Source organism: Aquamicrobium segne, from assembly GCF_042656785.1.
GTDB classification, from domain to species: domain Bacteria; phylum Pseudomonadota; class Alphaproteobacteria; order Rhizobiales; family Rhizobiaceae; genus Mesorhizobium; species Mesorhizobium segne.
In genome coordinates, this window is sequence record NZ_JBHSLL010000019.1 from 49,979 (window position 1) to 76,311 (window position 26,333).

A 26,333-nucleotide genomic window follows, 5' to 3' on the forward strand; every position below is an offset into this window, starting at 1 on the left:
GTTAAAATAAGAGCTTAGAGTATTTTGGGGCCATGACTGTAGCCATATGCAAATGAAAAATGACGGGTTTACTGTGGGCATGATTGATGTCGTGGTGCCACAAGAAACGGTACGCCGTTTTCATGTCGCTATTGTCGAGCGCCTGCGCCAACGGGGATATGATGTTGCGCTGGTGGGGGCGCAAGCTGCACAACCTGTCACGGGGGCCATGAGCAGGCTGGACAGGATTTTTGGCTTTGAACGCAGGTTTTTGCGGATTCGCATGAACAGCCTTCTGGATAAGATGCCAGGTGAGATATTATTATCACCGCGCCCGGATGCTGTTTTGCGGCTGGATTTAAGTGGCGGTGAACTGCAAGGGACGCACCCGACACTTGTGCCGCTTTTTTCCGGTTCGCCTTGCCTGTTGGCGGCCGCAGACATGTTGCTGCGCGGGCAGTTGCCCGATGTGACAATTGCGCTTGATGGCAGGCATTGCATTGCCCGTGCGGCCCCCATGGTCGATAGCCGCCTGTCGCTGATGCGCGGGCTGGATGATGTTTTGGCAGGCATGATCACGCTGCTCGTCAGCAGCGCGCAGCGCCATCTCAATGTTGAAACAGATGGGGGTGAAATAGGTAAAGACGCCATGCTTCAGGAGGTTTTTCCTGACAGGCAAAAGGATTTCAGCAGCCGTCAGTTGCCTGGAACCTATTTACTGTCGATGTTGCCGCGTCAGATTATCGGCACATTTCGCCGGTTGCTGTTTCATGTCCACCGCTGGGAGGTTCACTATCGCTTTCACAAGGGTGTGCGGGTGGCCGATACCGGATTGCTGGCAGGCGAGCCATGGATAACCCTGCCCGATGATGGCGAGCGCTTTTATGCCGATCCGTTTCCATTTGAATGGCAGGGGCGTCATTTCATCTTTGTCGAAGATTTTCGCCATGGCTCCAGCAAGGCCGTAATTTCGGTGGCTGAGATTTTTGATGATGGAACAGCCACGGTTCCGCGTTGTGTGCTGGAAGAGCCGCATCATCTTTCCTATCCGCAGGTTTTTGCCCGTGATGGGGAAATCTGGATGCTGCCGGAAGGTGGCGAGAGCAGGGAACTGGTTCTGTACCGGGCTGAAAATTTCCCCGATCGCTGGGTGCGCTATGCCGTGCTGATTCCTGAGCGGGAATTGTTTGATGCAACGCTTCTGGAACATGAAAACCGGCTCTGGCTGTTTGCCACCGAGTGTTACGGTTGTGGCAGCGCGTCTGACACACTGGTGGTTTTCTCTGCACTGGATCTGCAAGGGCCATGGGTGCCGCATCCGGCCAATCCGGTCATGATCGACCGTGCAGCGGCGCGGCCCGGTGGAGGTTTTGTGCGCATCGCTGAGCGTCTTGTTGTGCCGATGCAGGATGGCACAAATGGCTATGGCGGGGGGCTGGGCCTTGCCGACCTTGTTGAGCTTGATGAAAAAAGCGTGCGGCTGACGATCCCGGTGCCGCTGCTTTCGCCCGAAAAATTGCCTTTTCCGAAAGTCCATACCCTCAACAGTTCAGAGAAACTGGAAGCAATTGACCGGATCGCTCCGGCATGGCGCTTAAAGTGGTGCAGAACGTGACGGCGCGTTTGCGCTCCCTTCGGGTTTTATGCATCGTGCCGCGTGGCCTGAAAGGGCGCGGGGGCATCGAAACCCTGTTTTCGCATGTTGATGAGTATTTGCAGGCTCATGTGCAAATGGGGCTGGAAATGGAGTTTCTGGCCTCACGCGGCGATGCGTCCGGTGCAGGCTGGGTTCTGCATTTTCCCTTCGCCTTTTTGAAGCTGATATGGCTGTTGGCAACACGGCGCTATGATATTGTTCATCTCAATGCGGCCACCAATGCCTCGGCCTGGCGCAAATGGCTGATGCAGGTTGTTGCGCGCCTGTTTGGCGTGACAACTGTGGTGCATTTTCATGGCTCTGCCTTTCCCGGCTCGGGGCAAAAGCAACCGGGCTGGGTGCTGGTTTTGCGGCAGGTGTTTGAGCGTGCTGCCGCCATTATCGTGCTGGGGCCATATTGGCGCGGCTTTGTTGCCCGTTTCTATCATTTGCCGGAAGAGCGCTTTTGTATTGTGGCCAATGGTGTTGCCGATTTTGCACCGCAAGCGCCCCAGCCTCGTGCAGAAAATGAGCCGGTGCGGCTGTTTTTTGCCGGAAATCTGACCGATGCGAAAGGGGCCGGTGTTCTTTTGGTGGCACTGGCGCTTTTGCCAAAACATTTGCCTGAATGGCGCATGGTCTTTGCCGGAACCGGCGATGTTGCCGCATTTCGCCAGGAGGCAGACAGGCTTGGTCTGGCTGAGCGGGTGACGTTTACCGGCTGGGTGGCGCGCGATGCCATTTTGCCGCTGTATTGCCAAGCCGATCTGGTCATCCTGCCATCGCGCAATGAGGTTTTGCCGGTGTGCCTGCTGGAAGGGGCTTGTGCGGGTGCAGCCCTGATTGCCACGCCGGTTGGCTCTGTGCCCGATGTCTTGCAGGAAGGCAAAAACGGACTGCTGATCCAGCCGGATGATGCCGCAGGAACTGCGCAGGCTTTGGAGCAATTGATTGGCGACAAGCCGCTTCGCGAGCAGTTTCGTGCTGCCTCCCGCCAGATTTATGAAGATCGCTTCGATCTCGAAACGATGGTTGGCGCCTTGCTGGATATCTATCGCCAGGCTTTGGCTGACAGGAAGCGGTCAATTGATTGACGGGCGGAAAACCCGGAAAAACTGTTCCAGATTGGCCAGCGCCCATAAAATCTTTTCGTGATTGTGGCGCGCCTCCAGATGCTCGCTCATCAGCCGGTCGATCTCATTTGCATTGCAGATCTGGCGTATGGTCGCATCATCAGATTGCAGCAGATCGCGCATCTGTTCAGCCATGCCGGTGCGGAACCATTGCTCGACCGGCACCCGAAAGCCGACTTTCTTGCGATTGACGATTGTTTCGGGCAGCATTTTTTGGCTTAACACCCGCAAGATGCGCTTGCCCTTGGGCGCGCCGGTGAGAAAAGCATCGGAAAAGCGGGCGACAAGTTTGGCCAGTTCGACATCCATGAAGGGCATCCGGCCTTCAATGGAGCCAGCCATCATCATGCGGTCGCCGCGTTCTAAAAGATTATCGGGCAGCCATGAGGTCTGATCGAAATGCAGCATCCGCTTGAGTGCACTGGTGGTTTCATCCGTTGTGAAGGGTAAGAGGTCGGGCAGGCGTGAAGCAGGCGGGCCATTGTAAAGCGTTTGGGCCAATTTTGCGTCACCACCGCCAAACCAGGCGACCATGCGCGCCTGATAGTCGCGAATACCGGCAACATTGGCCACCGTCTTGATGCGCCGCAGCCCATAGGGCAGGGCGCTTGTGCAAGGCGCAATGAGCAAATCATGGATAAAGCCCGGAATCAGGTGTTGGTAAAGCGCCACCCATGGTTCGGCCCGGTGCTTGGGATAACCGCCCAAAAGCTCGTCGGCCCCTTCACCGGTCAGCACCATTTTGACATCGCGCCGGGCTTTTTTTGCCAGCAGCAAGACAGGCAGGTCGGAAGGCTCCGCCACTGGTGCGCCGCGCCGCAAAACCGCCTCTTCCCACACGGATGCAAACTGGCTCAAATCCACCGAAAGCTCGTGATGGTGAGTGCCAAAGGCTCGTGCCACTTCCCCGGCATAGGGCAGTTCGGAAGAGCCTGGCACATCAAAGCCAACCGAAAAGGTTGAGACCGGCTTGTCCATATGGCGGCTCATCAGGGCCACGATCATCGAAGAATCCAGCCCGCCGGATAAAAAGGCCCCAAAAGGCGCGTCCGAGCGCAGCCGCAATTGCACGGCCTTGTCCAGTTCAGTGGAAAACAGCCGTAACGCCTCATCAAAATCAGTTATATCAGGATGAATGTGAGAAAACGGGGTGGTGAAATAGCGCGTGGTGGTGTGTTTTTCACCTTCCAGAACCATGAAAGTGCCGGGCGCAATTTTTGCAATGCCTTTAAAGAAGGTGGCAGGCCCGGGCACATAGCGATAGCTTAAATATTCGCGCAAAGAGTCCGGGTCGAGCCGGTCATCAATGCCGGGAAATTGACGCAAGGGCTCGATTTCGGAGGCAAATATATGTGCTTCACCCGCATGAGCGACAAAAAGCGGCTTCTTGCCGAACGGGTCACGGGCGGCGATCAGGCGGCTGGTGTGATTGTCCCATAATAAAAAGGCAAACATGCCATTGAATCGGGAGAGGCAATTTTCGCCCCACGCCCGCCAGGCTTCGATCAGCACTTCCGTATCGCCTTGAGTGACAAAGCGGTGGCCAAGCATGGTCAGTTCGTTGCGCAATTCGATATAGTTGTAAATCTCGCCATTGAAGCTGATCACATAGCGCCCGTCATGCGAATGCATGGGCTGTGCGCCGCCCTCAAGGTCGAGGATTGAAAGACGGCGGTGGCCCAGACCCACCTGCCAGTCGCCATCACGGCTTTGGGCAGCAAAAGTGCCGTGCCCGTCCGGCCCACGATGGGCAAGCAAATCGGTGGCGGCCTCGAGTTCAGCTTCAAGCAATTGGCGCGATCTGGCGTGGAACCCGAATATGCCGCACATGAGATGTTGCCTTATTTGCTGCGGGTGGAAAACAGCGCCTCATAGGCTGCCAGCAACTTGGGGGCCTCATAGTCCCAGGCCAGTTCATTTTGCACCCGTGCCCGGCCAAGCGCACCCATGGCGGCACGACGCTCAGGATCATCCAGAAGCTCCGCAATCTTGTCACCAAAATCGGCAGGATCGGTACAGGTGGCGTAGAGCGAGGCCTCTTGTGCTGAAAAGCGGCCTTCGCGCAGATCATACTGCACGACCGGTTTGCCCAGCGCCATATATTCCATGATCTTGTTCATGGTTGATTTGTCGTTCATGGCGGTTGGCCGGTCGGGATTGACGCAGACATCGGAAGTGGAAAGCGCTGAAAACAGCGTCTCGTCGGGGCATCTTCCGGTGAAAGTCACATAGTTGCCAAGCCCCATGGCCGCACTTTCAGCCTTGATTGCGTCAAGTTCCGGTCCGCCGCCGCAGATGACAAACTGGATGTCGTGGCGATTGCGAACTTTGACCAGATGGGCAATCGATTCCAGCAACAGGTCAAGCCCCTCCTGCTTGCCGATAACGCCGACATAGCCAACCACAAAGCGGCGGCCATTGCGCCATTTCGGGTCGGGCTCGACCTCGCGGACACGGTCTAGATTGGGGCCGGAGCGCACAATATGCACCTTGTCGGGGTCCATGCCGCCGCGTGAAATGGCAATATCGCGATAGCTTTCATTGGTGGCCAGCGAACGGTTGGCGGTGCGAAAGGTCAGCCGCTCCAGCCACACCATCAGCTTCCAGCCAAAATCACGGCGTCCGAATTTGGCCTCATAAAGCTCGGGGTTGATGTCGTGATGGTCGAACAGGAATTTCTTGCCAAACAGCCGGTAAAAGCCGCCGATCAGAAAAATCGTGTCAGGCGGGTTGCAGGCATGGATGACATCAAAGCCGCGCTGCCAGGCAATTTTGAGCGACAGCACAAATTCCCAGAACAAAGCCGCACTGTATTCCAGCGCATAGCCCAGTACGCCATCGGCATCGAGCGGCAGGGAATGGCGGTAGATGTGGATGTTGTCGATCACCTCATAAGAGGCGGTATGGCCCTTGCCCTTGGGGCAGATGATCGACACTTGATAACCGGCCTTGACCAGCGTGGTGGCTTCCGACCAGACGCGCCGGTCAAAGGGCACTGGCAGGTTTTCCACGATGATGAGAACGCGCCTACCAGTTGATGCCATCATAGACCCCTGCAACATGTTCGGTGTCGGGCAGGCGCGCCATGTCGAGCAAGATCTGGTCAGAGCGCATCTTTTTGACCACCGCTTCATATTCGGGCGAACGGCTTGTCGCCACCACAATATCGGCGTGTTTAATCAGATCATCAACCGATGGAACCATCAGTTGCGTGACATGGGGAATGGCATTCATCAGATAGGTTTTATTGGCGCCGACCAGTTTGGCCAGCGACACATTCTGGTCAAAGATGCGGATGTCGCAGCCCTTGCCGAGCAGACGCTCGATCAGTTCCAGATAGGGGCTTTCGCGCAGATCATCGGTGCCTGCCTTGAAGGAAAAGCCGAGAAAGCCGATCTGGCGCTTGTCATAGCCCAGCACCCATTGCAGGGCGCGTTCGATCTGCTGCTTGTTGGAAGGTATCAGCGATTTCAGAAGCGGGACTTCCACATCATGAAGCATGGCATAGGCGTTGATGGCGCGCACATCCTTGGGCAGGCAGGAGCCGCCAAAGGCAAAACCGGGCAAAAGATAGGCATTGGAAATATTAAGCTTGGTGTCGGCAAAAAACACCTTCATCAGATCATGGCTGTCAACACCGGCTGCCTTGCAGATATTGCCGATCTCATTGCCGAAGGCCACTTTCAGCGCATGCCATGTGTTGTCGGTATATTTGACCAGTTCCGCCAGCCGCGGTTCCGTCACGATGGTTTGGCCCGGAAGCCCTTCATAAAGCTCCAGCAGCCGCTTGCGGGTGATGTCGTCTTCAGCGCCGATCACCGTTTTGGCCGGATTGTTGAAATCGGCAACGGCTGACCCTTCACGCATGAATTCAGGATTGGAGGCAACGCCAAAGGCCGTGCCCAGTTTCTTGCCGGAAGCCTGTTCCAGTGCCGGAATGACGATTTCTTCCAATGTTCCGGGCAAGACGGTGGAGCGGATGACAATTGAATGGTAGCTGTCCTTGGTTTTTAGCACAGCACCGATCTGGCGGGCCACGGCCTCGACTGCGGCAAGATCAAGCGACCCGTTGGGGCGTGATGGTGTGCCCACACAAAGCAGGGACAGATCGCTGCCCATGACAGCCTCTTTGGCTGAAGTTGTAGCGCGCAGACTGCCCGCAGCAACCTTTGCCGCAACCAGTTCACCAATGTCTTTTTCGATGATCGGGCTTTGCCCGGCATTGATGAGGGCGGTCTTTGCCTCACTGACATCGCAGCCAATCACCTCATGGCCGCGATCTGCCATGCAGGCGGCGCAAACTGTGCCGACATATCCCAGGCCAAAGATGGATATTTTCATGTTTATCTCGCCGCTTTGTCTTGTATCGCCATATTGGAAGAAGGGTCTAATGCCGACAGGTAAAGGCCGGGTTACGGCCCAAGAACAATTGAACTTTTCCAGTTTTCCCTGTTGGCATTTGTTTGAAACACTATGGTCGTGGCCTGTTGCAAAATGCCAAAACCCGGCGAATGAAAGCCGCGCCCGGATGCTGCATCGCCCTGGATGATTTTAATGGCCGCACCTTTCGGGGCCATGATCATCATTTCCGGCTGGCCAGCGCGGGTGACACGCACAGCATCATGTTCAATGCTGGCCTCAAGATCAGGTGCCAGCAGGAAAGCAATTTCCACTTCGCTCTCAGGTGTTTTTCCCGTCAGCCGGTCGATAATGTCAAAACCGGTGGTGGTTTCAACAAGGGCGCGATGATGTATGACGCCAAAGCGTTTTTCATAGCCATCATGCCAGGCTGACAGATCAAGCGGTGCGGTGTTGGCGCCTTTTTCCAGTTTGGCTTGCGCGCGGTTCGGCTTCCAGTTGAAGGGGCCAGACGGCTCGCTTTGACTGGCTCCGGCAAGGGTGAGCGTATTGTGAACGTCAGTGACACGAAAGCGACGCCGGTTTTCGCCTTCCGAGTGATAGGCATAGGTGCCGGCATCAACCAGAACCGGCTTGCCATCAAGTGAGAGCCAGACAGATAGCGCATCGGCATGGCCATGGGCGGCAAGCGCACCAAAACCCAGCGGGCCGTGATCAAAGGTCAGATGGATGCGCCGACCCGCAATGGTGCCGCGCCGGATTGTATAGCCGCCTTGTAAAAAGCTTGTCGTCCCGTCTTTTAAGAAAGGGCCGGGCGGCGGGCTGGCAAAGACGATATCGCGCCAATGTGCATCGTACCGTGATGGAGCAAGGTCAGGACGGTTGAGAAAACCGGCCAGGGCTGCCACAATCGAAGCGGCATAGCGTGGTTCATTGCTGCCATAAGCCATCAGCACACGGCTTTGGTCATCATCACCGATCAATGGCACTGTGCCTTCATCATCAAGGAAAGCCTTCAGTGCGCTGGCGGCTTTTGTCAGGCGCTGCTTGATCGCCGGGCAAATCGCATCCTGGTCCAGCACACCAAAGCCGATCAGCAGCATTTCCAGCGTAAAAGCGGCATAGGCAGGTGATTGCTCCTGCCCGATGCCGTCTTCATGAAACAGCGCCAGCGTCCGGTCTTCCAGATATATTTTGCCATTTTCCAGCCAGTTTTTTGCCTGTTGGTGATCGGGCAGCAGGCGGGCAGCCAGAACCAGCCCCATGGCTTCGGCAACCAGATGATTATTGGCCGATGAAAACAGCGACGGAAAACGGGCAAGCCATGTGGCGTGCGCCGCAATGAAGGCGGCAAGGTTTTTGGCTGTCTGGCCGTCAATCCATGGGTCGAGGACACTTACGATAGCAGCCACCGAGACCAGCCTGTAGCCAGACTCAATGCCTGAATACCAGTTGACGCCGCGCCCGGGCGGATTGGCCTCCATCCATGACAGGATGGAGCCAAGAATGGCTTTGGTCAGTATTTTATTTTCAGTACGGCGCGCCTGAATGGCTGGCGCGACCAGAAAATGCAGACGGTTGAGTTCTGCGACATATTTTATGTCGCGTTTATTGGCTCCGAAGCGAAAATCAATATCGAAGGCAGACACTTCTTTACCTGGCCAGTGGGTGAGGCTGACCGGATCAAGTGTCCATATATGGGGTGCAATACAACCCTTCTGATCAAGAATTTCGGTCGGCCAGTCGCAATTGAGAAGCGTGGGTTTTCCTGATTGAAATTTTTGGGCGGCACGTTCCAGTTGCGCGCTGATTGCAGGGGCAAGATTGTCGGCTAGCAGAGGCGCAAAAAGCGGTAGTGAAACAGGGCGTTGAGCGGGCATGGCAAATGGCGCCCAGCCGCTCGTCTCGCGCCGGACGGCACGTTTTTTCCATTGCTCGTGAATGCGATGGCGGATCTCGCCGCGTTCCATGACGGCCAGACGCCGCACATACCAGCTTAGCCGTCTTAACATAGGCAGGCTTTAGCAGATGGTGGTTGCATTCGCATTAACAGGTTCTGCCCCTGGCAGGTTCTGCCTCTAACACCAGATACTCGTTTTGAATGAAAACTGGTTTGGAGCAGCCGGTGTTCTGACGAATGCAGCCTCTGCTGCTCCAGCTTCTTTTTCTTGCCGCATTGTTGCGACGTCAGATGTAGCCATCTGACTGCAAAATGCTTTAGTCTTGCAACATCCTTGCAACCGGGTGTTTTGGGCCATGAGCTTCAGCCGTCGTCAGTTTCTGTCTTTATCTGCTGGGGCGCTTGTGGTTGTGCCGCATCGGGCCGCTGCTGCCGGGACTAAAAAAGCGCCATTCCGCTGCGGGGCGGGCATTCACAACATGATGAACTGGGGCATTCTTCAGGAAGGCAGCAATGATCGCTATCTGGCGCGGCCCTTTGAAACTCCACGCAATGCTGTTTCTGAAACGCTGCTGAGCGAGCTTGCCAAAACAGGCTTTGATTTTATTCGCCTGTCGCTGGATGTCGGGCCGTTCATGCAGTTGCAGGGGGTAGACAGAACCGCTCTGGAGAAAAAACTTGTGGGCCATATTGAACGGATGCACGCGCTGGGCCTTGACGTTCTGGTCGATTGCCACCCGGTCGAACAGGTTCCGCTTTATGCGCCGCAATCCATTTTGAGTGATCTTGAAGGCCCGTTATTTGACGAATACAAGAAAATGATCATGCGGCTGACTGCATTGCTTGCTCAGATGGGCAGCACAGGCTTTGTGGCGCTGGAATTGATGAATGAGCCTTTGCTGGACAATGCCCGCCACCGCACACAGGTCATGGTGTGGGGGGCAGCGCAACTGGCGCTGCATGATGCGGCGCGCCGCGTCTCGTCTGACCTTCCACTGATGCTGACGGGGGCGCATTATGGCGGGATCAGCGGATTGAACGATCTTGATCCATCGCCCTATAGCGGCAGTGACGTTTTTTATTCCTATCATTATTACATGCCGTTGAGCTTCACCCATCAGGGTATGGATTTCGGCAATCCGGATGCGCCTGCGGCTGCCTATGTTTCAGACCTTCCCTATCCTTATGATGCGGTGCCGCCAGACGAAATCAGCGCTGCACTCAAACAGCGTATTGAGCAGGCCCGGCTGGATGCCCCCGCAAAAGAGGCGGCGCACCGTCATGCGCAAACGATCTTGAAGGGGTTTTTGGCTGATGGCTGGAACCGAAGCCGGATTGAAGATGATTTTGCGATTGTCGCCAAATGGGCAGATCGCAACGGCATTGCGCCCGAGCGCATTGTCATGGGAGAGTTCGGGGTCACGCGCCGTTCCGACAAGATGACGGGTGCGGCCGAGAAAGATCGCCGCCGCTGGATGAGGGATGTCACGCAAGCGGCCGTCGCGCGTGGTTTTGGCTGGTCGGTATGGGATTTGAACAGCTATCAGATGGGCATTTGTCTGGCTGATGATGAAAACCGGCTGGATCATGAGCTGATATCGGAACTGGTCATGTCAGGCTGATAAAGCGTGTCGTTTTTCTTCCCAATTCACGCAACCCGTTTTGAGCCTTTGTTTTAACCGCATGTCTTTATCTCGAAACCGGTTCCGGTTCGAGAAACAGGCTTTCGTGCTGATTATACAGAGTAATTCAGAATATTCTGGTTAATCGGCAGGGTTAATCTCGTTTTAATGTTTGCCATTCATTCTCCATGCAGCGGTTTTTATGTTCCGGTATATGCATGGTGGCCGGATGAGGGGTGAATTTATGTCCTATCTGTTCAGGAAGACGTCTTTGGCCGTTATCATTGCCGGTGGAGTTTCCCCGGTTCTGGCGGCTGACCTTGATATTCCAATGGTGATCGAGGAGCCGGCCATCGTCCAGCCCTATGCGGAAGTCAGGGAGTTCGGTGGCTGGTATATTCGTGGCGATGTCGATTATCACAAGTCGAAAATTCGCGGCACCGAATATTTCACTTATGGCGCAGAACCGTGCCCTGATGATTGTGGCGATCCTGATGCCTGGACAGGCGTGGGCGGCACCAAGAGCTTCGATACGGCAGCCCTTAAAAGCTCGTTTTCGCTGGGGGCGGGCGTCGGCTATCAGGCCAATCGTTATTTCCGCACCGACCTGACCCTCGACTACTGGTTCAAGTCGAAATTCAGGGGCGGCACGTCCGATGAGGGTGGTTATAGCTGCGGCGGCGGTGACGGCCCTTGTGAATCGGTTGATCGCAGTAAAATGTCGGCCTTGCTGCTGCTGGCCAATGCCTATGTTGATCTGGGCACCTGGAACGGCATCACCCCCTATGTTGGTGCAGGCATTGGCGGGGCCCATGTCAAATGGGGCGATCTGATCAACGATATTGGCGGTTATGAGCAGCGGCACAAGGGCGCCAAGAGCTGGCGCTTTGCCTATGCGCTGATGGCGGGCGCCTCTTATTGCCTGACCGACCGGACGGTTCTGGATGCCGGGTATCGCTTCAGCCGCATTGAAGGCGGGCGCATGTTTGAGAAGAATGGTGCGGGTCCGGGCTTTGACAAGGGTTTCAATACCCATGAGGTCCGCGCCGGTCTGCGCTATAGTTTTGGTGGCAGCGCCAATGGCTGTTATGAGCCGCAAACGGTGGCTTATGAGCCGCCTGCGCCGATCTACACCAAGTAATCCTGTCTTTTCCGATACAACAAAGGCCGGGATGGTTTGCATCCCGGCCTTTGTTGTTTGGTGTGATATGCGGCTTTGTCTCGACTTTGCCTGTTTTTCATGCCAAGTCCGCGCCATGGTACTCGACACCAAAATATGCGGGCTAAAAACCACTGAAGCGCTGGACGCTGCCGTTAAAGGCGGGGCCAGCCATGTCGGTTTTATTTTCTTTCCCAAAAGCCCGCGCCATGTGACCCCGCAGGAGGCAGCAAAACTGCGGGCCCATAGTGGCGGTAAAGCAAAGGCGGTTGCAGTAACCGTTGATGCTGATGATATGGTTCTGGATGCGATTGTAAAAACAATGCAGCCGGATATGCTTCAGCTTCACGGGACGGAAAGCCCGGAGCGCGTTGCCGAAGTCAAGAGGCGCTATCGCTTGCCGGTGATGAAGGCGTTTGCCATTCATGATCAGGCTGATCTGGCCCGCATTGCGCCATATCGCGGCATTGCCGATCGTTTCCTGTTCGATGCCAAAGCGCCCGCCGGTTCACGTCTTCCGGGCGGAAACGGTGTGCGTTTTGACTGGAACCTTCTGGCCGGACTTGACGCTGGCATTGATTACATGCTTTCGGGCGGTCTGAATGCGGCCAATATCGGCGATGCGCTGCGGCTTGTAAAACCCTCGGCCATCGACATATCGTCTGGTGTTGAAAGCGCACCGGGGGTCAAGGACACCCGGCTCATCGAAGAGTTTTTCAAGGTGGTTGACGCAACACGCAATGAGCGTGCAGCCTGACCCCGCAGCCCTTTGTTTCAGGAGATCGGCAATGAACGAGCCGGCTATTCCCAATTCCTTCCGCACCGGCCCCGATGAACAGGGGATGTTCGGCATTTTTGGTGGCCGCTTCGTTGCCGAAACGCTGATGCCGCTGATCCTTGAACTGGAACAGGAATGGGACAAGGCAAAAAATGATCCTGCCTTCCGGGCCGAGTTGCAGTCACTGTCCACATTCTATGCCGGGCGGCCTTCCAAGCTCTATTTGGCGCAAGGTCTGACAAATCATCTGGGCGGTGCAAAAATCTATTTCAAGCGCGAGGATCTCAACCACACAGGCTCGCACAAGATCAACAATTGCCTTGGTCAGATCCTGCTTGCCAAACGCATGGGCAAGACACGTATCATTGCTGAAACCGGCGCCGGACAGCATGGTGTAGCATCAGCCACGGTGGCTGCGCGCTTCAACCTGCCTTGCGTGGTCTATATGGGAGCCACCGATGTGGCGCGCCAAAGCCCGAACGTCTTTCGCATGAAACTGCTGGGTGCACAGGTCAATGCGGTCAGCGCCGGTCATGGCACGCTGAAAGATGCCATGAATGAAGCCCTGCGCGACTGGGTGACCAATGTTGAAGATACCTATTATCTGATCGGCACGGCTGCCGGTCCGCACCCTTACCCGGAAATGGTGCGCGAATTCCAGTCTGCCATCGGCACTGAAGCGCGCGCCCAGATTCTGGAGCAGGAAGGCCGTCTGCCCGATGTGATTATTGCCGCTGTTGGCGGCGGCTCCAATGCTATCGGCCTGTTTCATCCCTTCCTTGACGACAGGCAGGTCAAGATCATCGGCATCGAGGCCGGTGGCCGTGGCCTTGACGGGCAGGAACATTGCGCCTCCATGAATGCCGGGCGTCCGGGCGTTTTGCATGGCAACCGCACCTATCTGCTGCAAAATGAGGATGGCCAGATTCTCGACGGCCATTCCATTTCAGCCGGGCTGGATTATCCGGGCGTTGGCCCTGAACATTCATGGCTGCGCGATACGGGCCGGGTTGACTATGTGCCGATCCTTGATGATGAGGCGCTTGAGGCTTTCCAGCTTTGCACCCGCACGGAAGGTATTATTCCTGCACTGGAATCGGCTCATGCCATCGCTCATGCCGTCAAGATTGCACCGTCGATGGGCAAGGACGAGATCGTGATCGTCAACCTGTCCGGGCGTGGAGACAAGGACGTGCACACTGTGGCTTCAATGATGGGTATGGAGATCTGACGATGAGCAAGACCCGCATTGATCGCCGCATGGCAAAGCTGAAGGCTGAGGGGCGTCCGGCCCTTGTCACCTATTTCATGGGCGGCGACCCCGATTATGACACCTCCTTGTCGATCATGCAGGCGCTAAGCCGCTCGGGCGCTGACATTATCGAACTGGGTATGCCTTTTTCCGATCCGATGGCCGATGGCCCGGCCATTCAGGCTGCTGGCTTGCGCTCCCTGAAAAATGGCCAGACGCTGGCCCGCACCTTGCAGATGGCGGCTGATTTCCGCAAGAAGGACGATGAGACGCCAATCGTTTTGATGGGCTATTACAATCCCGTCTATAGTTACGGCGTTGAGCGCTTTTTGATCGATGCCAAAGCCTGTGGTATTGACGGGCTGATCATCGTTGATTTGCCGCCGGAAATGGATGAGGAATTATGCGTTCCGGCATTGAAGGCGGGCATCAATTTCATTCGACTGGCCACACCGACCACCGATGAAAAGCGCCTGCCAAAAGTTTTGAAAAACACCTCCGGCTTTGTCTATTATGTGTCGATGACAGGTATTACCGGTTCGGCGCTGGTGGATACCGGCAAGGTGGCGCAGGCGGTTGCGCGCATCAAGGCCCATACCGATTTGCCGATCTGTGTCGGGTTTGGCGTCAAGACAGCCGAACAGGCCCGCATCATTGGCTCATCTGCCGATGGTGTGGTGGTCGGTTCGGCCATTGTCAATGCGGTCGCCAATACGTTGGGAGCGGAGGGCAAGCGTTTGGCGGACCCGGTTGAAGCTGTAGAAACACTGGTGTCGGACCTTGCACAAGGCGTGCGGCAAGCCCGCCTGAGCACCACCTGATATAATTTATTCCAACCTAACCCTGAGCGGTCAGGAGCCTGTAATGAACTGGATCACCAATTACGTTCGCCCGAAAATCAATTCGATGCTCGGCCGCCGTGAAATGCCGGAAAATCTCTGGATCAAGGACCCTGAGTCGGGTGAAATGGTCTTTCACAAGGATCTGGAGGAAAACCAGTTCGTTATTCCCGCTTCCGGCTATCATATGAAGATTTCTGCAAAGGAAAGGCTGAAATTCTTCTTCGATGATGGACATTATGAGGTTCTGGAAAATCCCAAAGTGGTGCAGGACCCGCTGAAATTTCGTGATGAAAAGCGCTATACGGATCGCTTGAAGGATGCGCGCACCAAGACCGGCATGGAAGATGCCATTTTGAACGCAGTGGGAAAAATCCACGGCCTGCCCATCGTGGCAACCGTGCAGGACTTCACCTTCATGGGCGGTTCGCTCGGCCTTGCCGCAGGCGAGGCGATCATCAAGGCTTTTGATACGGCACGCGAACGCAAGCTGCCTTTGGTGCTGTTTGCCGCCTCGGGTGGCGCCCGGATGCAGGAAGGCATCCTGTCCTTGATGCAGCTTGCCCGCACCACCGTTGCGGTTGACCGCCTCAAGGAGGCGGGTCTGCCCTATATTGTGGTGCTGACCAACCCGACCACGGGCGGGGTTACGGCCTCTTACGCCATGCTTGGGGATGTGCATATTGCCGAGCCTGATGCGCTGATCGGCTTTGCCGGGCCGCGTGTGATCGAGCAGACCATTCGTGAAAAACTGCCTGAAGGCTTTCAGCGTGCCGAATATCTCATGGAGCACGGCATGGTGGATATGGTTGTGTCGCGGCTGGAGATGAAAGAGACCATTGCCCGCCTGCTCAAACTGTTGCTGAAACAGCCGCAGGCAGATGTGCCGGAGGTTGAAATTCTGCCGCTGCCGGATGCTGCGCAACCTGATGCCCGCCCGCAAGCCTGAGGCAAAACCGGCAATGACGACGCTTGCTGCTGATCGTGAAATCGAGCATCTGATGCGGCTGCATCCGAAAGGTTTCGACCTTTCGCTGGATCGGGTGTCGCGTCTGCTTGAGAGATTGGGCAATCCGCAGGATTTATTGCCGCCGGTGATCCATATTGCCGGAACCAATGGCAAGGGCTCATGCTCTGCCTTTTGCCGCTCCATTCTGGAGGCGCAGGGGCTTTTGGTTCACACACACACCTCGCCACATCTGGTCAACTGGCATGAGCGCTACCGTCTTGCTGCCGATGGCGGCGGCAGGCTGGTCGATGATGCGACGCTGGCAGAGGCAATCAAACGTGTCGCCAAAGCCAATGATGGACAGATGATCACCGTATTTGAGATACTCACAGCGGTCGGTTTTGTGCTGTTTGCCGAGCATCCGGCTGATGTCGTGGTCATGGAAGTGGGGCTTGGCGGGCGCTATGACGCCACCAATGTCATTGCCCGCCCGGCCGTCTCCGTCATCATGCCGGTTTCACTTGATCATGAAGCCTATCTTGGTGACCGGGTGGAACTGGTGGCTGGCGAAAAGGCCGGTATCATCAAGCCCGGTTGTCCGGTGGTCATCGGTTCACAGCCACATGAAGAGGCGCTGACGGTCTTGCAGGACAAGGCTGCACGGCTTGGCAGTCCCACATATATTTACGGGCAGGATTTCCTGTCTTTTGAAGAATATGGCCGCATGGTCTATCAGGATCAGGACGGGTTGATGGATCTATCCTTGCCGCATCTGCCGGGCCGCCATCAGATCGCCAATGCGGCGGCAGCTATTGCAGCCGTGAAAGCGGCTGGTTTTTCTCCGCCTGAACAGGCTGTTGACCGTGCCATGACAACAGCACTCTGGCCGGGGCGTATGCAAAAACTGCCGCATGGAAAGCTGGTGGAGCTTGCGCCGCCGGGGGCGGATATCTGGCTGGATGGCGGACATAATCCGGCTGCCGGTCTGGTCATTGCCGAGGCGCTGGCAGAACTGGAACAAAAAGACCCGCGCCCGTTATTCCTGATTGCAGGCATGATCAACACCAAGGACCAAAGCGGCTATTTTGCAGCCTTTTCCGGGCTGGTGAAGCATGTCTATACCGTGCCTGGCGGGTTTAGTGATGCAGGTGTCGCCAATGATGAACTGGCGAAACGGGCGCAGGCGGCTGGCCTGTCGGCGGAGCCGGTTGCCTCAACTGGCCATGCGCTGGGCCTGCTGCGTGATACATGGCCGCAGGGCCAGGTGCCGCCACGTATCCTGATTGGCGGATCGCTTTATCTGGCGGGCATGGTGCTGGCTGAAAACGGAACGCCTCCCACCTGATAAAATAAAAACCCGGCTGAACTGCCGGGTTTTTTATTGAGACGTGATTTTGACAGGATCAGTCAAGTGCGCTGTTGATCCACTGTGCAAGAGCCGTCTTGGGGGCTGCACCCACCTTGGTATCGGCAAGCTGGCCATCCTTGAAGATCATCAAGGTTGGAATGGAGCGCACGCCGAATTGCGCGGCCAGTTCCGGGTTTTCGTCAATATTGAGCTTGGTGATTTTCACCTTTCCGGCAAGCTCGTCGGAAATTTCTTCCAGCGCAGGACCGATCATCTTGCAGGGGCCGCACCATTCAGCCCAGAAATCCACCACGACGGGCTCCTTGGCGTTGAGCACATCGGTCTGGAAATTGTTTGTATCGACCTTGACGGTTGCCATGCAAAAATCCTCTCAGGCGTTTGGTTTTACCTTATGTGGCGGTGAGGACCGCTTATTTCAAGCTGGCCTTGTTTCACGACAGGGCGAGTCGGGCAAGAGCAGCGTCCATCATATCTTGTGTCAGTTCCATCAGGTGCGGGGTTTGCGTAAACAGCAGTGCAGCCGCAATTTCGCGCTCAGGATAGAGCGGTTTGAGCAATTCCCGGTAAAGCGCCAGTTGCAAAATATAGGCTTGCGGAACCTGCGCCAGAGTGGCAGGCGGTGTCAGATTGGTCTTGTAGTCGATAATCAGGACCTTGTGCGCACTTACCGCCAGCCGGTCGATCTTGCCTGAAAGCGCCCGGTTCCGGCCCTTGATTTTCAAATGCCCCATCAAGGCAATTTCGGCACGTGAGCCTGTTGCAAAAACAGGAGCAAAATGCGGGTTTTCCAGCACGCTCATGACAGAGAAAAGCAGGCGTTCACGCTCGCTTTCACTCCAGTGTGCGCCAGCACGCTCCAGATAGCGTTGCGCTGCCCGCAGCCGGTTTTCCAGGGGAATATCGGGCAGCATCTGTAATAGTTTGTGGGTGACGTTGCCACGCAAAATGGCCTGTGAAGGCTCTTCTTTTGTATCTAGTACCGGCGAGCGCAAATCAGCGACCGGTTCAACCACATCTTCATCGATCAGAACCGAAGCACCGGAAGGCGAGAGCGGGCGCGGCAGTTCCTCATCTTCGTCCAGCTTTTCAAAAAGCTGTTGTGGCAGGCTTGTAAAATTATCTGGCGCAAGCTTTTTGTCAGTCTGCTTTTCCTTGAGCGGGGCCAGACCGCTGGCATGAAAGCGGTGCACCGTCTCGCCGTTGGCCGGATGCGCCACTTCGCGTGTTTCGGGCACAGAAATCAAGGCGCGGCTGACAATGCTGTGCCAGGTTGCATCGCCCGGATCACGCTTGCCATGGTAGCCAGCGACAATCAGCCGGTCTTCGGCGCGGGTCATGGCCACATAAAGCAGACGGCGATATTCATCATCGGCAAGGTCGCGCGCTTTTTCGGCAGCTTTACGTGAGATGGAGTTGGCGATTTCAGCATCAGAGCGCCACAGATAGCCGCGCCCGTTCCAGTGCTGGCCAGAGCTTTCAAATGGCATCAGGCGTGGCAGATGCTGGTCGCTGAAAGCGCGCGCGCCGCTATCGATCAGAAACACCACCGGCGCTTCAAGGCCCTTGGAGGCGTGCACGGTCATGATGCGCACTTCGTTGCGGGTCTGGTCCATCTCGCGCTTGACTTCCGGGCCGGTGTTTTCCAGCGTGGAAAGGAAGCTGTCGAGACCGGGCAGGCCGGTGCGTTCCTGCGCCAGGCAGAAATTCAGAAATTCGTCTAAAATATCGCCAGCTTCCGGCCCAAGCCGGGCAATCATGTTCCGGCGCACCCCGTCACGCGCCAGAAGGGCGGCATAAAACTCAAAGACCGGCTTGAAAGCCGCTTCACTGGCCCAGTGTTCGAGTTTTTGAGCATTTTTCGCCAGTTGCGGATCGGTTTTTGCGTGGTAATGCAGTGACTGGATCAGCGACTGGCCAGGTTCGCGCCCTGCGGCAAGGGTAAACAATTGTTCTTCGGATAAATCGAAAATCGGGGAACGCAACACAGCCGCCAGCGACAGATCATCCTGAGGCTGGACAAGAAAACGGCCAAGGGCTGCAAGGTCTTTGACCGCAATATGGCCGGGCAGGCTGAGGCGGTCGGCGCCAGCGACCGGTACGCCTTTTTCCTTCAGGCTTTTGGACAGGGCGTGAATGAAACGGTCGCGTTTGCGCACCAGCACCAGAATATCACCAGCACGCAAAGTGCGGCCCTTGCCTTCAAGAATTTCACCACTGTCCAGCCAGTTTTTGATGGTGGTGGCGACATGTTCAGCCACCCGCACGGCAGGCGCACTGGCGTGGTTGACTGGCTGTGTCCAGTCATCGGGTTCTTCCACCTGATCTGCGCCCAAGGAAGGCCAGATTTCGACATAGCCCGGCGCGTCATTGCGAATGGCCTTGTGGTCGAGCGGATCAGGATCATGGCTGATGCCGCGCCGCACCTGTGGATCGGTAAAAACATGATCGACAGCGCGCAACACATCTTCGCTGGAGCGGAAGGAAAAGGTCAGTTTCAGATCGGCAAATTCGCGGCTGGCAGTTTGAGCCTGATGAGAAAACGCCTTCTTGCTTTCAATGAAGGAGTCCGGGGCGGCCCCTTGAAAGGAGTAAATCGACTGTTTTTCATCACCCACGGCAAAGATCGTGCGCAGTACATTGTCACGCGCGCTTTCGCCGGTAAAAAACTCTTCGGCCAGCTTTTTCACCACATCCCATTGCTCGGGACTGGTGTCTTGCGCCTCATCCAGCAAAATATGGTCGATGCCCTGATCGAGCTTGTATTGAACCCAGGCTCCCGCGTCAGGGCGCTTGAGCAGATTGACCGTGCGGGTGATGAGGTCGTTGAAGTCAAGCAGGCCGCGGGCTCGCTTTAACTCCTCATAGCGCTGGATGAGCCAGTCGGCGATTGTCAGGGCAGCCAGGGTGCATTTCACCATGCGATAAAGCGCCAGCCGGTCACAGGCTGCAATGATTTTTTCTGTGGTGGCCAGATAGCGCTCCGGCAGGTCCGGCATTGCAGCAATCAGTGCCTTGGAAAACAGCCAGTCGGGCTTGTAAGCCTCGCCCTTGCCGCTGAGAAAGGAAGAGTGCAATTGGGCAAGGCGCAGGATCGGCTCCTGTTGGGCAAAAGCGGCCAGCGCCTCTTCCATCAGTGATGAACGGGCGCGGTTGGCGCCCAATTGCAGGGATAATTGATCAAGCCGTGTCAGATAGGCCGGGTCGAACTCAGGCAGCGGCCAGAGTGCACTGGCAATATCGGCCTCGCTGTCATGAATATCAAAGCCGAATTCCTCAAACAGCGGCTCGAAATGGGTTGCCGTGCCGCCGATCTGGGTCAAAAACTCCCGCAAGCCATTACGCTTGCTCACGATCTCGGCAAGCAGCGCATCAAGACCGCTCTCGCCGCCGCGTTCAAGCACCGTGGCAAAGGCATCGGTCAATTCATGGCTTGCACCACCGACCGTGCCTGCAATCATGTCACGGCGGGCCGCCGCCACCAGCGCCTGCTCCATCTGGGAGTCAAGCATCTGAAAATGCGCAACAATGTTGGCTTCCAGCGGAAACTGATGCAGCACAGCTTCACAAAAAGCGTGAATGGTCTGGATTTTCAGCCCGCCCGGTGTTTCCAGTGCCTCGGCAAACAGGCGTCGTGCCCGTTGCAGGGTTTTGAGGTCAGGTGCTGCGCCTTCCATTTTTTCGATGTGTTCGGCAAGGGTGGCTTCATCGAGAACCGTCCATTCCGACAGTGTGGCAAAGATACGGTTTGACATATTTGCAGCGGCGGCGCGCGTATAGGTCAGGCACAGTATTTTTGACGGCTCAGTGCCGCGCAACAGCAGGCGGATGACGCGCTGGGCCAGCACATGTGTCTTGCCCGAACCGGCATTGGCCGACACCCAGGCGGAATTTGCGGGGTCGGAGGCGCGCGCCTGCGCCAGCGCTGTATCGGTGGGGATTGGATATTTCATTCCTCGCCCCCCTCATTTGCGCCCGCATTGGCTCCATCACCGCCAGCCGACCATTCCAGCACCCGCGCCAGATGATCATAATCGCCGTCTGTCTCGCCCTCACGAAAGGGCAGGGCGCGTGACAGATAGCCATGGGCCGGATCGGCATAATGCTCAAGCAGCTTTTCCAGACGCGCCCATGCCTCTTCACCCAGTTCTGCGCCGGAGCGGATGGTCTTGTTATGTTTAAGGATTGATTCTGGCGTCACCTTGCCATTGGCGCGCAGGCGGATGAAGGCAAGGTCTGCCGATTCACGGGCGCCCAGTTCGCGAAAGCTGCCGCGTTTCAGCAAGGCTGCCTCCAGCGCAAGCTGAGGGGAAAGCAGCGTATGGGCCTGTGCCTTGGAGGGGGAGGAGCCGGTCTTGTAGTCTAGAATATCGGCCATATTGCCGGTCAGCAGGTCGATGCGGTCGGCATAGCCAGACAGCGTGACACGGGTGCTGCCGACTTGTGTTTTTTCAGCCCGTGCTTCGGCATGGCGTGAAATGACATCGAAACGATTACGCTCCCAGGTAATAATATTGGCGGCCAGAGTCTCAAAGCGCGGCCACCAGACGGCCTCGACATCCTGCGGCAGTTCGCTTTGCGCAAAACAGTCGCGCCCTGCCTGCAGCAATTGTTCCAGCGCATCAGGGCTATTGGGGTCGGCTTCTAAAGAAAAGCGATGCAAAATAGCGTGAAACAGCGTGCCGCGCTCTGCTGCTCCCGGATCACGGATGACCGGGTCAAGGGCGCGAAGGCCAAGGATACGGCGCGCATAAATGGCATAGGGGTCGCGCCGCAGCGTCTCGATTTCCGTAACCGAAAAATGGTTTGGGCGGTTAACGATCGGCGGGGTCGGGCAGGGACGCGGGGCATAGTGTGTTTGCGGGGCAGCATCAAGAGCATGCGCCCAGACAAGCAATTGCTCGCCGCGTCGCTGCATGATTTCAGCCTGTTCCTTGCCGGTGAAGGTCAATAGTCGTTGCAGCCAGCGCGAGGGTACGGCAGGCGCATCCCCGGAGCGCAATGCGCGCGCCAGAATGACATTGGGCGCGCCCATCGCCATTTGAAAATCATGTGCGGCAAGACCGATGCGTCGTTCCGGCGGCTCCAGATCAAGTCCGCCCTTCATCAGGCGTGACATGAAGCGGTCGCTTTCGGGCTTGCGTGGCCACACGCCTTCATTGAGACCGCCCACTACCAATGTGTCAACATGCAAAAGCCGGGCTTCCAATGCGCCCCATATGGCGATGGCCCGGTCGCTGCCCTGGCGTGGCTTGACCACCTCGGGGGCAAGAAGAGCTTCAAGCACTTCCGGCCATTCCTCGGCCTTGAAGGTAAAGGGCGATTGTGCAGCCACCAGATCGCGCAGCACCTGCGCCAGCTTCTGGCCGGCATCGCCGGAATAAAGTGCTGTTACGCTGCCATCCTCATGGCGGCCAAGCGCTTCCAGTGCTGCGGTGCTTGCCTGGGCAAGCTGGGGCACGCTCAAATCAGCGCGTTCGCGCAATTGCAGCAATGGATCAAGGGCTGCAACAAGATGTTGGGTCACAGCAATTGCGTCTTTGACACGTCCTGCTGAAAAGCGTGCCAGCCAGAAGGGGGGGCGCCCGCCATCGCTCTTGGTGGTCAGGCTGTGTTCAAACAATTTGGCGAAATCGGCACTGTCGGGCCGTCCGGTGCCGCCGCGCAGGGCGGCAAGCTCAATCAGTTCGGCAGCATGGCGCACCATTGAGCGCGGCTGCCCCAGTGTCAGCAGGGGGTGCTTGACCAGCGCCAGCAGCGGCAGCGGATCACCGGGGCGTAAAGCGGCCTGAATGGCAAGGCGCAACAAGGCGGCTGGCGGCGTGTTGGCAAGCGGTGTGCCACCTGAATCATCGGCGCTGATGCCAAAGCGCAGCAATTCGGTGGAGACGCGCCGGGCAAGGGAGCGGTCGCCGGTGACAAGGGCTGCCCGCTTGCCGGGAGTGCTGACCGCATGGCGCAGTGCGACAGCAATGGCCAGCGCTTCCTCGCGCTCATTGGGCGCTTCCAGAACGCTGACACCTTCCAGCGCTGCCGCCATGTCCGTGTCGCTGAAATATTTGCGCGTCTGCGGCCATAATTGCGTTGTATCGGCAGGGCGCAGGGCTTCGCTGACAATATGATTGCGCAGGCGGCAAGCAGATGAAGACATGCCCAGCATGGTGATCTCATCGCGGGCAATGCCGATCTTGTCGATCAGTTTGAGAAGGCCATATTGCGGGTGGCCAAGCAGGGCGGGCTGTGGCTGCGGGGCAGAAATAGCGGCAAGTGAGGCCGCATCCAGCGTGGCGTCAAAGCCGGGCAGGACCACAGCACCTTTGGGCAGGCGTGAAATGATCTTGAGCAATTCTGCCGTGGCAGGGATTGAGCCGGTCGAGCCAGCGGCAATCACCGGGCCGGCAGGCGGATTGCGTTGCAGGCGCTGGGCTTCAAAACGGATAAGAGCACTGCGATGGGCTGCCGGATTTGTGCGCTTGTGCTCGGCAAGGATCAGCGGCCAGTGCTGGCTGGCAATTTTAAGAAAATCCAGCGTTACCTGCCACCATCCGGCCAGATTGCCGCTGACAAGTTCGGAAAGTCTGGCCCAGTCCGCGCCTTCGGTTTCCACCTCGTCCATCAGGTCTGCCAGATCGCGCGCCAGCCAGATGGCATCGGCGGCTGAGGCTGGCACCATGATTTCCTCGGCAAAGCGGGCTGCGACTTCGGCAGGCAGGCGGCTTTTCCAGGCGCGCACCAGAACCGCAAGCAGTAACAGCCGCTCGGTTGCGGCAATGGGAGGGGCAAGATCAAGTGCTGCGGAATTTTCAGGCGTGGTGGCCTCAAACAGCGCCTCGTCCTCATTAAATTCGCCAAGCGGGCGTATTGTCGGCAAAATGGCTGCGCGGCCACCCATCAATTGCATGAATTCAAAGCGCAATGCGCGCGCGGCACGGCGTGTGGGCACAAAGATGGTGACATCAGCCAGCGCCAGCGGATCACCCTCAAAATGAAAATCCGGAACCAGTTTTCCTGCAAGCAGGGTGCTGGCAAGTGTTGGCAGGAAGGGTGTGCCGGGCGGTATGGAAAAAACGCGAGGGATGATGAGGCCGGTAGTGGTTGCCGTGCTGCTGCTCATGCCGTCTGGCTCGAAAATGTCAGGATGGCGGCTTCCGCCGGTAAAATAGCGTCGGGTGTGCCAACCGTAATCCAGTGGCCCTTCATGGCCAGCCCGAACAGGCGGCCAGCGGCAATGGCCCGGTCAAAATACAGATTGAGCGAATGGGGCGCAGCTTTTGCGCCTGCAAAGATGCGCGGATGAATGATGCCGACCCCGCCATAAATCAGACCTTGCGGATGGTTGCGCCCGCGCGACAGGCGGCCCTCTTCATCGCTTAGAAAATCTGTTGAGCCGCTATGGCCGGTAGAATTTTTTGGGTCGGCGAGCATGAGCAATATATCCATGCGCGTATCGTCCCACATCAAGGCCAGCCGCTCAAGTTCGGGTGTGTCGCGATCAATCCAGAATGTATCGGCGTTGAGGATGTAAAACGGGTCTGGTCCCAGTTCCGGCAGAGCCTTGACGATGCCCCCGGCTGAATCCAGCAATAACTCGCTTTCATCGGAAATGATGATGTCCAGGTGGCTGTACTGATCAAGATGAGCCGCAATCATTGCGCCAAGATGATGAGTGTTGACCACTGCCTTGTTGACACCTGCCCCGGCCAGCGCATCAAGCCCGCGGTCAAGCAAGGTGCGCCCGGCAATTTTTACCAGTGGTTTGGGTAAAGTGTCGGTGATCGGGCGCATGCGTGTGCCAAGTCCTGCAGCCAGCACCATTGCAGTTGTTGGCCTGCTCATAAGGGCTGCTCTTTTAAAAAACCCTGTTCTTCATAAAGGGCGTGCAGGCGGAAAAGTGCAGGGTGGGCGAGCGCCCGGCGCAGATAGTCGCGGATGCGCGGCAGATGCTTCAGATAGCCGGGTTTGCCATCGCGGCGGTCGAGACGCACAAAAATGCCGAGGATTTTTGAATTGCGCTGCGCGGCCATCACGGCATAGTTTTCCAAAAAAACAGCCTCGTCAAAACTGCCTGCTTCATGGCGGGCGGCCAGATAGGCGGCGACAATTGCCTGTTCCACGTCCACGGGCACGGTGGCGCGCGCATCCATGGCCAATGAGGCCAGATCATAGGCGGGTGGCCCGATCAGCGCATCCTGAAAATCAATAAGACCCAGCCGGTCATGGCTATGGCGCTCTGCGCGCCAGATCAGGTTTGGTGAATGATAGTCACGCTGCATCAATGTGGCTTGACCGCCTTTGATACGGTCAAACGCTGCATTCCATTCCTGCCGGTAGCGGCTGCGCAAATGGTCGCTGGCCGGTTTGCCGGTAACAGCAGGCACATACCAGTCAAGCAGCAGATCGACCTCGATCAGCATGGCTTCACGATCAAAGGATGGGATCTCATGCACCACACCGGGGGCGACTTCGATCTTGTTGGGCCATTGTCTGTCATGGCTGGCTGCCAGCAATTGAGCAGCCGCAATATAGCGCTCGCCAATGGGGTTGCGGTCAGCGTCCAATACGCCAACATCGCCCAGATCCTCGATCAGCAGCAAACCGGCATCAAGGTCTTGCGCATAAATTTCAGGCGCACAAAAACCAGCTTCACGTAAAATCTGGTCAATGGCGACGAAGGCGGAAACGGTTTGGGCCGTATGGGCAATTTCAGCATAGGGTTTGCCATCGCGCACAGGCGGCCCCATCACCAGCGGTGGCGAGTTCATCAAGATGCGCTCGGGCAAGCCTTCCAGTTCAACCTTTTCATAGGAGCGGGCCGAGGCATCGCCGGTCAGATAGCGACGCCGGGCGCCAGCCCAGCCTGTGCCGCCTAAAAAAGCACGGATGGCTAGGGAGCGCCCAATCCGTTCCATAGTCCGCTCCATTGTGGCGCCTGTGCCGCAAATTCGTGCGCGGCGCCCCTCACCATCATGGTCAAGCTCAATGAGGATGGCAGTATCGGGCAGGCGGTCGCCTGCCTGTTCTGGCCATTCAATCAGCACCACGCCGTCAGCAATGGCATCGTCAAACCCCAATTCGTCGAGTTCATCCTCATGGCTCAGGCGATACAGATCGAAATGATGGACGGTCAGGCGGGCCTCGTAGCTTTGCACCAGTGTGAAGGTGGGGCTGGGCACTTCCAGGGCCGCATCATCGGCCAGAGCGCGAATGAGGGCTCGCGCCAATGTGGATTTGCCAGCGCCAAGATCACCTTTCAAGGCCAGCACATCACCGGATTGTACGGCAATAGCCAGATCATTGCCGAGGCGTTGTGTTGCCGCCTCATCCTCCAGCATGACCTCGAAAAAGGAGGCTGTCATATGGG

Annotated in this window: 18 protein-coding genes; 9 read left to right on the top strand and 9 right to left on the bottom strand. The window is 56.9% G+C overall.

Going from position 1 to position 26,333, the window contains the following annotated elements; genetic code table 11:
- The first annotated feature begins 46 nt into the window (after nt 1–46).
- Together ACFPLB_RS07845 and ACFPLB_RS07850 are read left to right on the top strand one after the other, a co-directional pair.
- On the top strand, nt 47–1,594 hold the full coding sequence (locus tag ACFPLB_RS07845) for a glucosamine inositolphosphorylceramide transferase family protein (protein ID WP_378228807.1): 1,548 nt from the start codon (nt 47–49) through the stop codon (nt 1,592–1,594).
- Nucleotides 1,567–2,709: a glycosyltransferase family 4 protein gene (locus tag ACFPLB_RS07850; protein WP_378228808.1), complete on the top strand. Its 1,143-nt coding sequence runs from the start codon at nt 1,567–1,569 to the stop codon at nt 2,707–2,709. Before ACFPLB_RS07845 ends, ACFPLB_RS07850 begins: the two co-directional genes overlap by 28 nt.
- Here the strand turns inward: ACFPLB_RS07850 and asnB are convergent.
- The 4 genes from asnB to ACFPLB_RS07870 form a co-directional block, all read right to left on the bottom strand.
- The gene (gene asnB / locus ACFPLB_RS07855) at nt 2,698–4,578 is read right to left on the bottom strand and encodes an asparagine synthase (glutamine-hydrolyzing) (protein WP_378228809.1); all 1,881 of its coding nucleotides are present in this window, start codon (nt 4,576–4,578) and stop codon (nt 2,698–2,700) included. The two genes, ACFPLB_RS07850 and asnB, sit on opposite strands and share 12 nt — an antisense overlap.
- 11 nt (nt 4,579–4,589) lie before the next feature.
- Nucleotides 4,590–5,795 (bottom strand): glycosyltransferase family 4 protein, encoded by a 1,206-nt coding sequence (locus tag ACFPLB_RS07860; protein ID WP_378228810.1) that lies wholly within the window; start codon nt 5,793–5,795, stop codon nt 4,590–4,592.
- Complete coding sequence (locus tag ACFPLB_RS07865; RefSeq protein WP_378228811.1) at nt 5,776–7,089, bottom strand: nucleotide sugar dehydrogenase; 1,314 nt, start codon at nt 7,087–7,089, stop codon at nt 5,776–5,778. The genes ACFPLB_RS07860 and ACFPLB_RS07865 overlap by 20 nt, the downstream gene beginning before the upstream one ends.
- Before the next feature lie 71 nt (nt 7,090–7,160).
- Nucleotides 7,161–9,095, bottom strand: a complete 1,935-nt coding sequence (locus tag ACFPLB_RS07870) for a heparinase II/III family protein (protein ID WP_378228812.1) — start codon at nt 9,093–9,095, stop codon at nt 7,161–7,163.
- Nucleotides 9,096–9,363: 268 nt separating this feature from the next.
- On the opposite strand from ACFPLB_RS07870, the gene ACFPLB_RS07875 reads away from it, so the two are divergent.
- The 7 genes from ACFPLB_RS07875 to ACFPLB_RS07905 all read left to right on the top strand — a co-directional run bounded on the left by ACFPLB_RS07875 (nt 9,364) and on the right by ACFPLB_RS07905 (nt 16,951).
- Nucleotides 9,364–10,629 carry a glycoside hydrolase family 5 protein gene (locus ACFPLB_RS07875; protein ID WP_378228813.1) on the top strand — a complete coding sequence of 422 codons (1,266 nt, stop codon included), beginning with the start codon at nt 9,364–9,366 and terminating at the stop codon, nt 10,627–10,629.
- 244 nt (nt 10,630–10,873) lie between these two features.
- Nucleotides 10,874–11,770, top strand: coding sequence for an outer membrane protein (locus ACFPLB_RS07880; RefSeq protein ID WP_378228814.1), 897 nt, complete (start codon nt 10,874–10,876; stop codon nt 11,768–11,770).
- A 115-nt stretch (nt 11,771–11,885) separates the two neighbouring features.
- On the top strand, nt 11,886–12,545 hold the full coding sequence (locus ACFPLB_RS07885) for a phosphoribosylanthranilate isomerase (protein WP_378228815.1): 660 nt from the start codon (nt 11,886–11,888) through the stop codon (nt 12,543–12,545).
- A 31-nt stretch (nt 12,546–12,576) separates the two neighbouring features.
- Nucleotides 12,577–13,797 (top strand): tryptophan synthase subunit beta, encoded by a 1,221-nt coding sequence (gene trpB / locus ACFPLB_RS07890; RefSeq protein ID WP_378228816.1) that lies wholly within the window; start codon nt 12,577–12,579, stop codon nt 13,795–13,797.
- A gap of 2 nt (nt 13,798–13,799) precedes the next feature.
- Complete coding sequence (gene trpA, locus ACFPLB_RS07895) at nt 13,800–14,639, top strand: tryptophan synthase subunit alpha (protein WP_378228817.1); 840 nt, start codon at nt 13,800–13,802, stop codon at nt 14,637–14,639.
- 43 nt (nt 14,640–14,682) lie between these two features.
- The gene (gene accD, locus ACFPLB_RS07900) at nt 14,683–15,606 is read left to right on the top strand and encodes an acetyl-CoA carboxylase, carboxyltransferase subunit beta (protein WP_378228818.1); all 924 of its coding nucleotides are present in this window, start codon (nt 14,683–14,685) and stop codon (nt 15,604–15,606) included.
- Nucleotides 15,607–15,619: 13 nt separating this feature from the next.
- Nucleotides 15,620–16,951 carry a bifunctional folylpolyglutamate synthase/dihydrofolate synthase gene (locus tag ACFPLB_RS07905; RefSeq protein WP_378228871.1) on the top strand — a complete coding sequence of 444 codons (1,332 nt, stop codon included), beginning with the start codon at nt 15,620–15,622 and terminating at the stop codon, nt 16,949–16,951.
- Between the two features lie 58 nt (nt 16,952–17,009).
- Here ACFPLB_RS07905 and trxA read toward each other — a convergent pair whose 3' ends face one another.
- The 5 genes from trxA to tsaE form a co-directional block, all read right to left on the bottom strand.
- A complete protein-coding gene (trxA, locus tag ACFPLB_RS07910; protein WP_378228819.1) occupies nt 17,010–17,333 on the bottom strand; it encodes a thioredoxin in 324 nt (107 codons plus the stop codon).
- Nucleotides 17,334–17,406: 73 nt separating this feature from the next.
- Complete coding sequence (gene addA / locus ACFPLB_RS07915; protein ID WP_378228820.1) at nt 17,407–20,925, bottom strand: double-strand break repair helicase AddA; 3,519 nt, start codon at nt 20,923–20,925, stop codon at nt 17,407–17,409.
- Entirely contained in the window at nt 20,922–24,086 is a 3,165-nt protein-coding gene (gene addB / locus ACFPLB_RS07920; RefSeq protein ID WP_378228821.1) for a double-strand break repair protein AddB, read from the bottom strand. The genes addA and addB overlap by 4 nt, the downstream gene beginning before the upstream one ends.
- On the bottom strand, nt 24,083–24,808 hold the full coding sequence (locus ACFPLB_RS07925; protein ID WP_378228822.1) for a nucleotidyltransferase family protein: 726 nt from the start codon (nt 24,806–24,808) through the stop codon (nt 24,083–24,085). Before ACFPLB_RS07925 ends, addB begins: the two co-directional genes overlap by 4 nt.
- Nucleotides 24,805–26,328, bottom strand: coding sequence for a tRNA (adenosine(37)-N6)-threonylcarbamoyltransferase complex ATPase subunit type 1 TsaE (tsaE, locus tag ACFPLB_RS07930; RefSeq protein WP_378228823.1), 1,524 nt, complete (start codon nt 26,326–26,328; stop codon nt 24,805–24,807). Before tsaE ends, ACFPLB_RS07925 begins: the two co-directional genes overlap by 4 nt.
- Between the last annotated feature and the right edge of the window lie 5 nt (nt 26,329–26,333).